Origin of the sequence: Vibrio sp. B1FLJ16, from assembly GCF_905175385.1 — a bacterium.
Lineage (GTDB): Bacteria > Pseudomonadota > Gammaproteobacteria > Enterobacterales > Vibrionaceae > Vibrio.
Map to the genome: position 1 here is coordinate 711,070 of NZ_HG992749.1, position 11,211 is coordinate 722,280.

Consider the following 11,211-nt stretch of genomic DNA (forward strand, 5'->3'; position numbering starts at 1 on the left):
GTAGATCGTAAGGTCTGCGCTTTTTGTTTTAAAGAGGGTACGGTTAGCTGCAACGTTACTGTAGCGTGCCGCAAGTTAGTGGTAATATTGGCTCGTCCCACATTTACTAATCCGGAGTCCCTTTGTCTGACCTTCAATTCACAGCCCAAGATGAACAATTTATGCGCCGAGCAATGGAGCTGGCTGAACTGGCAGAAGCAGGTGGTGAAGTGCCGGTTGGTGCTGTCTTAGTAAAAGATGGGGAGATCATTGCAGAAGGCTGGAACCGTTCTATCTGTGCTCATGACGCAACGGCACATGCTGAAATACAGACATTGCGAAAAGCAGGGCAGGTATTAGAGAACTATCGATTGCTAGATACCACTCTGTACGTAACTTTAGAACCTTGTCCTATGTGCGCGGGAGCACTGCTGCATAGCCGTGTTAAGCGGGTAGTTTACGGCGCTCCGGATCTTAAAGCTGGTGCAGCGGGAACAGTGTTAAACCTTTTTGAAAGTCAGGCTGCATATCATTACGCGACAGTAGAAAGCGGGTTACTGGAAGAGGAGTGCCGGACTCAGTTACAGGCATTTTTTAAGCGTCGGCGTAAAGAGATTAAGGCCAGGAAAGAAGCTCAGAAAGCGTTGGAAAATAAACAGGAAGCAAAAGGCGAGTAGCTTGGTATTACAAGTGTTTTCAGCAAACACCTACTTTACAGTAGATGTTTGCTTCAAGTTTTCAGTGATTCACTAAGTGAACGAAAACACGATGACGTGCACTGACTTTCTTTTTCATACAGGTTAGCTTGCGCTTGCGGCGAATGGCCGCCACTGTATTATTCAGGCGCTTTGACTGCACTCTGCGTCTTCTCATATTCGAAACCTCTAGCTGACAAGACCACGAACACCCCTCTACCAAGACTCTTAACCCGCCTGAACTCCGGCTATGCAAAGCTTATCAGAATACGTTTACATGTATTAATTTTACAAAATCAACGGCATAGATATTTATCTTCTCGTTGAAAAGCTTCTCGTCATACATGGAACGTTGCAATCCTGATCTCAGGTCGACCGTAGCCGATTTGAGTTAAATCGTTACGACGTTTCTTATCCCGAACACAGGCGAGTGAACAACGAGCAGATGTTGTTATTCTAAGATTCGAGTTATGTTGAATCGGGAGAGGGTAACCAACCGAGCTTTTGTCCGGGATAGATTTAATTCATTAAATATCGGACGTTTGTGGTATTGGCTAGTTCAAGTATTTTTTCATTTACTTATTGAGCTTAACCTTACTCGGAATGACTGATTCTAGATAAGTTTTTTGTCAGACTCAACAAAAAATGGCGAGCTTTGAGCTCGCCATTATTATTTGTTTTTTGTCAGACTTAAGATTGTTTATCAACGTCTGGATCTGACTCTGATTCGTCTTCGTTAATCGTGTCAGACGCTGATGAAACCTCGGGCTCCTCAGTCTCTGCTGACACCGGTATCTCTTCAGGGATGCTATCTACTGCACCAGATATGAGAACCTCCGGAGTGAGAGGAGGAATAACCTGCAAATCATCAGTGTCCTCATCCATCGCTGGTTTCTGACTAACATGACCAATAATGGACTGGTAGTAGCGGCGAATATTTTCAACGTAGTTTCTCGCCTCATCTCCACGAGCATAACCATAACGGGTCTGACTGTAATACTTCTTCTGACGCAGTAAAGGCAGTCTTTCTTTCACGTCTGCCCACGCATTAGGATCTCCGCCTTGAGCCTTTGTCAGTCGCCTTGCATCGAGCATGTGCCCGTAACCGATATTGTAAGAGGCCAGTGCGAACCATATTTTTTCATGAGCATTGATGCTGTCAGGAACACGAGCTGTGATACGACGCAGATACTCAACACCACCACGGACAGACTGATCCGGATCCAGGCGGTTTGTCACGCCAACACTTTTTGCTGTCGGTAAGGTCAGCATCATCATTCCGCGAACACCAGTCGGGGATTTGGCTTTTGGTTTCCAGTGAGATTCCTGATAAGCCAGAGCCGCGATTAAACGCCAGTCAAATTCTTCACTGTATTTCTGGAACAGTGGAGCCCACTTTGGCAGTTTATCGTCAAGTGCGCGGATGAAAGCTCTAGTATCTACATAATCGAAAGCTTCAATATGGCCGATATACTTCTCTTCTAACGTTGCCAGTTCACCTGACTGGTTAATGTTGCCGAAAAACTCTATCAGCATACCGTAGAGGCTTTCATCCTCTGAACGGCGGGTAAACCAGGATACAGTTGATCTTCCGTTAACTCAAAAGCCAAAGCTAAATCAGGATAAAGGCGCTGAGCCAGAGACAGCTCGACCGAGTCGGTGACCGTAAATCGCAGGTCTCCGGTTGAAACGCTTTTAAGTAAGTCTCTCGCATCTGCATCGCCAACGATTTCAAACTGTAATTCAGGGTACTGTTCCTTTAGCGCACTCAGTGTCGGCACATACTGCGATTGCTCGACTATTTTCAGAGTACCGGCAGCGCTACTGTTTTCTTCTGATTCACTGTCTTTCGTTGCTTGATATTTGATTAAGCCCTCAATGTCGCGAGGACGCAGTTGCCCCTTTTTATAGACGACTTGCTGGCTGACATAGTAGTAGGTCGGTCCCGGGCGAAATTGTTTCATGGCTTGAGGCGTTTGATTTAGCCCCGTGGCAATTATATCAATATCGCCCTTCTTCAATGCCGGAAATAAGTCGGCTTGTCGGAAGGCGGGTTTAATCTCAAGTTTCACACCGAGTTCTTCGGCAAACTTGCGCGCAAGTTCGTAATCCAGACCAGCAGGACCATCCGGCCCGATGTAATAAGACAACTGGTTATTGAGTGTGCCAACTCTAAGAACGCCACGTTCCTGGATTTTTTCGAATTCACTTTTTGGATCCGACTCAATTTGGCAGGCAGAAAGTAGTAGCACAGAAGCGAAAAGTAGGACGCTGCGCTTGAGTCGGTTGAACTGGCTAATTTGCATTAATTGGTACTTCTAGGGAAATCTCTGATTACCTTTATATCAAAGCGAAGTGGCGGGGCAAAGTGAATCACACACATCGAGTGCGACATTGCGTACTTTATCGACATTTTGGGTGTAGCGCATATTTGAAGAAAAAATTGACGCAAACGGTTGCTTTTGGTGTTACATCACAAAAACAATTGCTATATAATGCGCTCGCAAAGGAGAGGTAGAATTGGTATAAGTTCGAAATTTTGCTAATAAGTTACTGAATTTATTCCAATATTACCTCAATCAATTGCATAAGAGACCTAAGCACATGAGAATTTTGCGTGGCTCCCCAGCTCTTTCTGAGTTTCGTGTAAATAAACTACTGGAACTTTGTCGTGAACAAGATCTGCCTGTAACTGGCATTTACGCCGAGTTTATGCACTTTGCGGATCTAAAATCTGACCTTGATGAACAAGAGTTAGAAAAACTAGAAAAGTTGCTGACTTACGGTCCAACGATCGAAGAGCATGAGCCTGAAGGTCTTCTACTTCTTGTTACGCCTCGTCCTGGCACTATTTCGCCTTGGTCTTCTAAATCTACCGATATTGCTATTAACTGTGGTCTGGACAATGTTAAGCGTCTGGAGCGTGGTACGGCGTACTACGTAGAAACATCTGCGACACTTTCTGATGTTCAAATCGACACAGTGAAAGCTCTAATCCACGATCGCATGATGGAAACGGTGTTTACTGAACTTGAAGCCGCTTCTGCACTGTTTGCTGTGGCAGAGCCAGCTCCAGTAGCTCACGTTGATATCTTAGCTGGTGGTCGTCTTGCGCTTGAAGAAGCAAACGTTTCACTTGGCTTGGCATTAGCAGAAGATGAAATTGATTACTTAGTAGAGAACTTCACTAAGCTAGGTCGTAATCCAAACGACATCGAGCTGATGATGTTTGCCCAGGCGAACTCAGAGCACTGTCGTCATAAGATCTTTAATGCAGACTGGACTATCGACGGCGTCGACCAAGAGAAGTCTCTGTTTAAGATGATCAAAAACACATTCGAAACGACACCAGACCACGTTCTGTCTGCTTACAAAGATAACGCAGCGGTAATGACGGGCTCTAAAGTGGGTCGTTTCTTCCCAGATCCGAAATCTCGTCAATACACTTACCACCATGAAGATGCGCACATCTTGATGAAGGTAGAGACGCACAACCACCCGACGGCTATCTCTCCTTGGCCAGGTGCATCAACGGGTTCTGGTGGTGAAATCCGTGACGAAGGCGCGACCGGTATCGGTGGTAAGCCAAAAGCGGGTCTGGTTGGTTTTACAACCTCTAACTTGCGTATTCCTGGTTTTGAACAGCCTTGGGAAACAGACTTCGGTAAGCCGGGTCGTATCGTAAACGCACTAGACATCATGCTTGAAGGTCCTCTGGGCGGTGCTGCATTCAACAATGAGTTTGGTCGTCCAAACCTATTGGGTTACTTCCGTACTTACGAAGAGAAAGTGACCTCTCACGCAGGTGAAGAAGTGCGTGGTTACCACAAGCCAATCATGATTGCTGGTGGTATGGGTAACATCCGTGACGAACACGTGCAGAAGAAAGAGATCCCAGTTGGAGCAAGCCTAATAGTACTTGGTGGTCCTGCAATGAACATCGGTCTTGGTGGAGGAGCGGCCTCTTCAATGGCGTCTGGTCAGTCAGCAGAAGATCTGGACTTTGCTTCAGTACAACGTGAAAACCCAGAGATGGAGCGTCGTTGTCAGGAAGTTATTGACCGTTGTTGGCAGCTAGGTGAAGAAAACCCAATCGCATTTATCCACGATGTGGGCGCGGGCGGTATCTCTAACGCACTTCCTGAGCTTTGTGACGATGGCGAGCGTGGCGGTAAGTTCCAGCTACGTGATGTACCAAATGATGAATTGAGCATGAGCCCGCTGGAAATCTGGTGTAACGAATCTCAGGAACGTTACGTTCTTGCGGTTGCGCCAGAGCATATGGAAGCATTCGATGCAATCTGTAAGCGCGAGCGTGCACCTTACGCAGTAGTTGGTGTGGCTACAGAAGAGCGTCATCTAACACTAGAAGACTCGCACTTTGACAACACGCCAATTGATATGCCAATGGATATCCTGCTTGGTAAAACACCGAAGATGCACCGTGAAGCAACGACATTGAAAGTAGATAGCCCAGCGATTACACGTGACGGTATTGAAATCAACGAAGCGGCAGATCGCGTACTTCGTCTTCCAACTGTAGCTGAGAAAACGTTCCTGATTACTATCGGTGACCGCTCAGTAACAGGTTTGGTCGCTCGTGACCAGATGGTTGGTCCTTGGCAGGTTCCTGTAGCGAACTGTGCAGTTACGGCGGCAAGTTACGACACATACCACGGTGAAGCGATGTCGATGGGTGAGCGTACTCCGGTTGCTCTACTAGACTTCGGCGCGTCTGCTCGCCTGGCGGTTGGTGAGTCACTAACTAACATCGCGGCGACTGACATCGGTGATATCAAGCGCATTAAACTCTCTGCGAACTGGATGTCTCCAGCGGGTCACCCAGGTGAAGATGCAGGTCTTTACGAAGCAGTGAAAGCTGTGGGTGAAGAGCTATGTCCAGCGCTTGGTCTGACTATCCCGGTTGGTAAAGACTCAATGTCAATGAAGACCAAGTGGGAAGAAAATGGTGAAAGCAAAGAAGTGACTTCGCCACTATCGCTAGTAATCACTGCGTTTGGCCGTGTTGAAGACGTGCGTAAGACAGTAACGCCTCAGCTGCGTACTGACAAAGGTGATTCTTCACTTGTTCTTGTTGACCTGGGTAACGGCAAAAACCGTCTGGGTGCAACAGCACTGGCACAGGTTTACAAGCAACTTGGTGACAAGCCTGCAGACGTAGACAACGCTGAGCAGCTAAAAGGTTTCTTCGATGCAATGCAATCACTGGTTCGTGATGACAAGCTTGTTGCTTACCACGATAAAGGTGACGGCGGTCTATTTGTAACGCTTGCAGAGATGGCATTCGCTGGTCACTGTGGTGTGAAAGCGAACATCGAAGGTCTGGGTGAAGATGCGCTAGCAGTTCTATTTAACGAAGAACTAGGTGCGGTTGTTCAGGTTAAGAACGACGATATGGATTCAGTTCTATCTACGCTAGCGGTAAACGGCTTAGAAGCATGTTCACATGTCATTGGCTCTGTTGAAGCTTCAGACGATTTCGTGATCACTTCAGGTGATGTAGTTGTGCTTAAGCGCTCACGTACCGAACTACGTGTTATCTGGGCTGAAACTACGCATAAAATGCAGGCGCTACGTGATAACCCTGCATGTGCAGACCAAGAATTTGAAGCGAAGAAAGACAACACTGACCCTGGTCTGAATGTATCTCTAAGCTATGACGTCAACGAAGATATCGCAGCCCCTTACATTGTGAAAGGCGCGAAACCCAAGATGGCGATTCTGCGTGAGCAAGGTGTCAACTCTCACGTTGAAATGGCCGCAGCGTTTGACCGCGCTGGCTTTGAAGCAACTGATATCCACATGAGCGATATTCTGACAGGCCAAGCGGTACTTGATGAATACCAAGGTCTGGTAGCATGTGGTGGTTTCTCTTACGGTGACGTCCTAGGCGCAGGCGAAGGTTGGGCGAAATCTATCCTGTTTAACGCACAAGCACGTGAGCAGTTCCAGGCATTCTTCAACCGTGAAGAGACGTTTTCTCTAGGTGTGTGTAACGGCTGTCAGATGTTGTCGAACCTGAAAGAGCTTATTCCGGGTGCAGACTTGTGGCCACGTTTTGTTCGCAACGAATCAGAGCGTTTTGAAGCACGCTTTAGCTTAGTTGAAGTACAGAAGTCTGATTCTGTGTTCTTCGATGGCATGGCTGGCTCTCGCATGCCAATCGCGGTTTCTCACGGTGAAGGTCGTGTAGAAGTCCGTGACGGTGAGCACCTAAACGCGATTGAAGCGTCAGGTACTGTAGCGTTACGTTACGTTGATAATAACGGTAACCCAACGCAACAATACCCGAACAACCCGAATGGTTCGCCAAATGCGATTACCGGTCTGACAACTGAAGATGGCCGTGTAACCATCATGATGCCTCACCCAGAGCGTGTATTCCGTACGGTTGCAAACTCTTGGTCACCAGAAGGCTGGGGTGAAAACGGTGCCTGGATGCGTATGTTCCAGAACGCTCGTAAGAATATCGGTTAATTCTCTAACCCCGAGAAACTTCAATTTTCTCTAAAGCTTGAATTTTCTCTAAAACAAAGCGCAGATCGAAAGGTCTGCGCTTTTTTTGTTTCTAACGAAAATTCTCAATTACAGAGAAAAAAATCGCGCAAAGACGAATCAATTATGGTCTAATACCGCGCTTACCAAGGGATGGTGGTTATATCGTTGAAGTAATCAAAGTGACCGAGTCCCTTAATAATCCCTTAGGAAATGAATTAAATGTCAAAAAATCCAAAATTTGCTATCCGCGTAACGGAAAAGCGTAACGGCTGGAGTGCAGAGATCACTCGCCAAGTCACTTCTCGCAAGACTGTTGTCTCTAAGCGTGAAACAGGCTTTGATAGCGAAGAGAAAGCACAAGCTTGGGCAGAGCAAGAGTTAGCTGGCTTTGTACAAAACCAAGTGATTCGTAATGAGCGTAAAGCTGTACAGCGTCAGGAGCGCGAAGCAGAGCAACTTGCTGCTAAAGTTCGTAAAGAAGAAGCCCGTAAAGCTCGCGATGTTGAAGCTGACGAAGAGTAAGACTTCTTTTTAACATCAGTGATGTAAAAAGCCCTGAAGTCTACTTCAGGGCTTTGTTGTTTTAGATTGTAAGTTTTTACTGAACGTCGAGCGGAATTTGCCCGGTAGTGATCTGGTCGACATCAAACTCATTGAGTTCTTCAATATAGCTCTCGACCGCTTGTCCTACCTCACTGTCCCCTTGCTTAAAGTAGGCAAGGTGGAAAATAGCGTCACCTTCATTCACCAGTGGTAGTGTTTGCTGACCAATTACTAGGCCACTTTTAGGTGCTTTAAGTTCAATTTCTGCATGGCCGAGCGGGGAGCTGATGTAAGCAAGAGTCTCTCCTTGCTCAACGTTGTCTCCAAGGTTCACTACAGTACGCAAAATCCCGTTACCCGGAGCACGAACCCAGCTGGTCGATTTGGCAATAACAGGCTCCGGCAGTTTTTTACGACTCGCGCGTAGCATGCCGATGGCTTGCATTACGCGTCTGATGCCCATTACACCTGCGCTGATAGAGAGTGGATCAAAACGTAATGCTTCACCCGCTTCGTAAGTGAGAACCGGAATATCGCATTTCTCCGCTTCACTGCGTAAAGAACCATCACGTAACGCGGAATCAATAATCACCGGCGTAGCGAAGGCTTTGGCAATACGCAGTGTTTCCGGGTTGCTCAGGTTGGCGCGGATCTGCGGAAGATTAGTACGATGGATAGCACCGGTGTGCAAGTCCAATATATAGTTACTACGCTTGGCGATATTGTTAAAGAACCCGTGTGCCATACGAGAGGCCAAAGCGCCTTTTTCACTGCCAGGAAAACAGCGGTTGAGGTCACGGCGATCCGGCAGGTAGCGTGATTTATGGATAAAACCAAACACATTGACTATTGGTACGGCGATAACGGTACCTTTCAATTTTGATGGATCTAATTGGTTTATGATCTGACGAACGATCTCAACACCATTGAGTTCATCACCGTGGATTGCTGCATTGACCATCAGCACCGGTCCATCAAATTTTCCGTGGATGATCTCTACAGGTATCGACAAAGGCGAGTGGGTGTACAGTTGTGCGGCTTCGAACTCGATCTCCAGCCGCTGTCCTGGCTGTATTTGATGTCCAAGCAGTTCAAATACTTTACTTCTTTTACTTCTGACCATAAACCATCTCTGTCAAATAGGTTATCGACAATGTAACAATCACGTCATAATCACACCAATCATTCTGATTAAGGATGCGACAAATATTTTTAATTAAGGCGACCTGTCGACTACAAAAACTAATAGGTAAAAAATTTTCTTTAAATATGACTTTATTTATCAGCCTTGTATATAGCAGCCCCTGTAGGTGTTCGATTAAATCTGATTAAGACAACGATCTGGCTCTTGAAAGAATAATGAGACGTTGAGAAAGAAACTTCTGCTTTTCCGATAGTTAATTAGCGCGCAACAAAAAAGGGTGCCTAGACACCCTTTTCTATTACGAATTTAATCAATCAAATCGTTATGCTTTTTCAGGAATAGCTTCCAGAAGCGCGACCATTTGATCCCAGAACAGCTGAACAGTATCTATTTTCACTTTCTCGTCAGGAGAGTGAGGGAATTTAATCGTTGGGCCGAAAGAAACCATGTCCATAGTAGGATAAGGTTCTTTAAACAGACCACACTCAAGACCTGCGTGGATAACCATGATGTTTGGTTTATGACCGTAGATGCCTTCGTACATATCACGGAAGATGGCCATGATCTCTGAATCTGCATCTGGCTTCCAGCCCGGGTAGGCACCAGAGAACTCAATGTTCGCACCTGCTAGTTCGGCAACAGAATGCAGCATGCTCTCAACCTGACTACGACCAGAATCAATAAGCGAACGAATCAAACACAATACGGTCACTTTGCTCTCTTCTGTAGTGATCACACCAACGTTCAGAGAGGTTTCCACTACGCCCTCGATTTCGTCACTCATGCGCATTACGCCGTTTGGACAGGCATTAAGAGCTGCGATAAAGCGTTGCTGGTCGGCTGCAGCGAAAGCTTGAGCATTTGTTGCAACTTCTTCGTTAAATGTGACGATATCGGTTTCAACTTTACCTAGTTCAGCTTTCAGTAGTTCAGTGTAATAAGCAAACAGTTCAGCTAACTTACCCTGATTTTCTGCAGGAAGCGCTACAGTAACAAACGCTTCACGAGGAATTGCGTTACGCAAGCTGCCACCACGGAACTCTACCAAACGGAGATCCAGTTCACGTGCGTGGCCAGCCAGGAAACGACCAAGTAATTTGTTGGCATTACCACGACCGGTATGGATATCGCAGCCAGAGTGGCCACCTTTCAGACCTTTCAAAGTCAGTTGACGGGTAACGAAACCAGCAGGGATTGCATCACGGGTGATATCGAATGTCATTGCGCCATCAATACCGCCGGCACAACCCATGTACACTTCGCCTTCTTGCTCCGAGTCGGTGTTCAGCAGGATGTCACCTTCTAGCCAACCTTCTTGTAGTCCGAATGCGCCGGTCATGCCTGCTTCTTCATCAATGGTCAGTAGGACCTCAATTGGGCCATGTTTGATCTCAGTAGAGGCAAGCACTGCCAGACAAGATGCCATGCCAATGCCGTTATCAGCACCAAGTGTGGTGCCTTTTGCTGTTACCCATTCACCATCGATGTAAGGCTGGATTGGATCTTTAGTAAAGTCGTGGTCAGTGTCTTCGTTCTTTTGCGGCACCATATCAATGTGCGCTTGAAGAACGACGCCCTTTTTGTTTTCCATACCCGGCGTCGCTGGCTTTTTGATAAATACGTTGCCAGTCTCGTCTCGGCGAACATCAAGACCTTGTTCTGTTGCCCAATTAATGATGTATTGCGCCAGGGCCTCTTCATGCTTTGACGGGTGCGGGATAGAACAAATCTTATCGAAAAAACGCCAAAGTGGAGTAGGTGATAAGGTACTGATTTCAGAATGGAATTCAGACACGGAAAGCTCCTTGTTATCTAGATTGCCAAATATCTTATGTAAAAATTACGCGTGTTTAGCAGAAAATGCTAATGATACTCGGTTTTAATTGGCTCAAGGATACCACTTGGAGAAGGAGACGAGTAGTCGTCGGTCACAGGTTTTCTCTGTGTTGTCACAGTTTATAAATGGTGGAGAAAACAGAAGTGCGCCGATGTCATACTCATCTACCTTGAGTCTGGTTTGTTGTTATTTATAAAAGTGTAATTAAATTACCTTCATGGCTTAATAAATGAGTATTGGGGAAATATTTGTGATTCATGTCACTAAATGGTTGTAATTAAATTTCTTGGTGGTATATTTATGACCATCTTCAGAGAGAAGATAAATGCTCAAAGGATGAGTCCGTTTCATCGCCTCCAGGGAACCGAGAAATCAACGACTGATTTATATGATAGAGAAGGTGATAGTTATGAAAGGTTTACCAAGTACAATGTTCTGGAATAGCAAGTCTGTTTATACCGGTAGCTTTGTATACCCAACAAGCTTTGGCTACT

Annotated in this window: 5 protein-coding genes and 1 pseudogene; 3 read left to right on the forward strand and 3 right to left on the reverse strand. The window is 46.2% G+C overall.

The window, feature by feature from the left end; all coding sequences use genetic code 11:
• Window positions 1-122 precede the first annotated feature (122 nt).
• Window positions 123-656 (forward strand): tRNA adenosine(34) deaminase TadA, encoded by a 534-nt coding sequence (tadA, locus tag KHN79_RS03220; RefSeq protein ID WP_182010414.1) that lies wholly within the window; start codon window positions 123-125, stop codon window positions 654-656.
• A gap of 708 nt (window positions 657-1,364) precedes the next feature.
• Here the strand turns inward: tadA and mltF are convergent.
• Window positions 1,365-2,980, reverse strand: a pseudogene (mltF, locus tag KHN79_RS03225) (membrane-bound lytic murein transglycosylase MltF).
• A gap of 298 nt (window positions 2,981-3,278) precedes the next feature.
• On the opposite strand from mltF, the gene purL reads away from it, so the two are divergent.
• The gene (gene purL / locus KHN79_RS03230; protein WP_182010416.1) at window positions 3,279-7,172 is read left to right on the forward strand and encodes a phosphoribosylformylglycinamidine synthase; all 3,894 of its coding nucleotides are present in this window, start codon (window positions 3,279-3,281) and stop codon (window positions 7,170-7,172) included.
• Window positions 7,173-7,412: 240 nt separating this feature from the next.
• Window positions 7,413-7,715 (forward strand): DUF3622 domain-containing protein, encoded by a 303-nt coding sequence (locus KHN79_RS03235; RefSeq protein ID WP_182010417.1) that lies wholly within the window; start codon window positions 7,413-7,415, stop codon window positions 7,713-7,715.
• A 76-nt stretch (window positions 7,716-7,791) separates the two neighbouring features.
• Here the strand turns inward: KHN79_RS03235 and KHN79_RS03240 are convergent, their stop codons facing one another.
• Together KHN79_RS03240 and KHN79_RS03245 are read right to left on the reverse strand one after the other, a co-directional pair.
• Window positions 7,792-8,859, reverse strand: a complete 1,068-nt coding sequence (locus KHN79_RS03240) for a succinylglutamate desuccinylase/aspartoacylase family protein (protein ID WP_182010418.1) — start codon at window positions 8,857-8,859, stop codon at window positions 7,792-7,794.
• A 343-nt stretch (window positions 8,860-9,202) separates the two neighbouring features.
• The gene (locus tag KHN79_RS03245; protein WP_182010419.1) at window positions 9,203-10,675 is read right to left on the reverse strand and encodes an aminoacyl-histidine dipeptidase; all 1,473 of its coding nucleotides are present in this window, start codon (window positions 10,673-10,675) and stop codon (window positions 9,203-9,205) included.
• Window positions 10,676-11,211: the final 536 nt, after the last annotated feature.

Bases quoted from the DNA above. Each gene is read 5' to 3' on its own strand.
- KHN79_RS03235 (WP_182010417.1), top strand. From the start codon at position 7,413: ATGTCAAAAAATCCAAAATTTGCTATCCGCGTAACGGAAAAGCGTAAC.
- KHN79_RS03240 (WP_182010418.1), bottom strand. From the start codon at position 8,859: ATGGTCAGAAGTAAAAGAAGTAAAGTATTTGAACTGCTTGGACATCAA.
- purL (WP_182010416.1), top strand. From the start codon at position 3,279: ATGAGAATTTTGCGTGGCTCCCCAGCTCTTTCTGAGTTTCGTGTAAAT.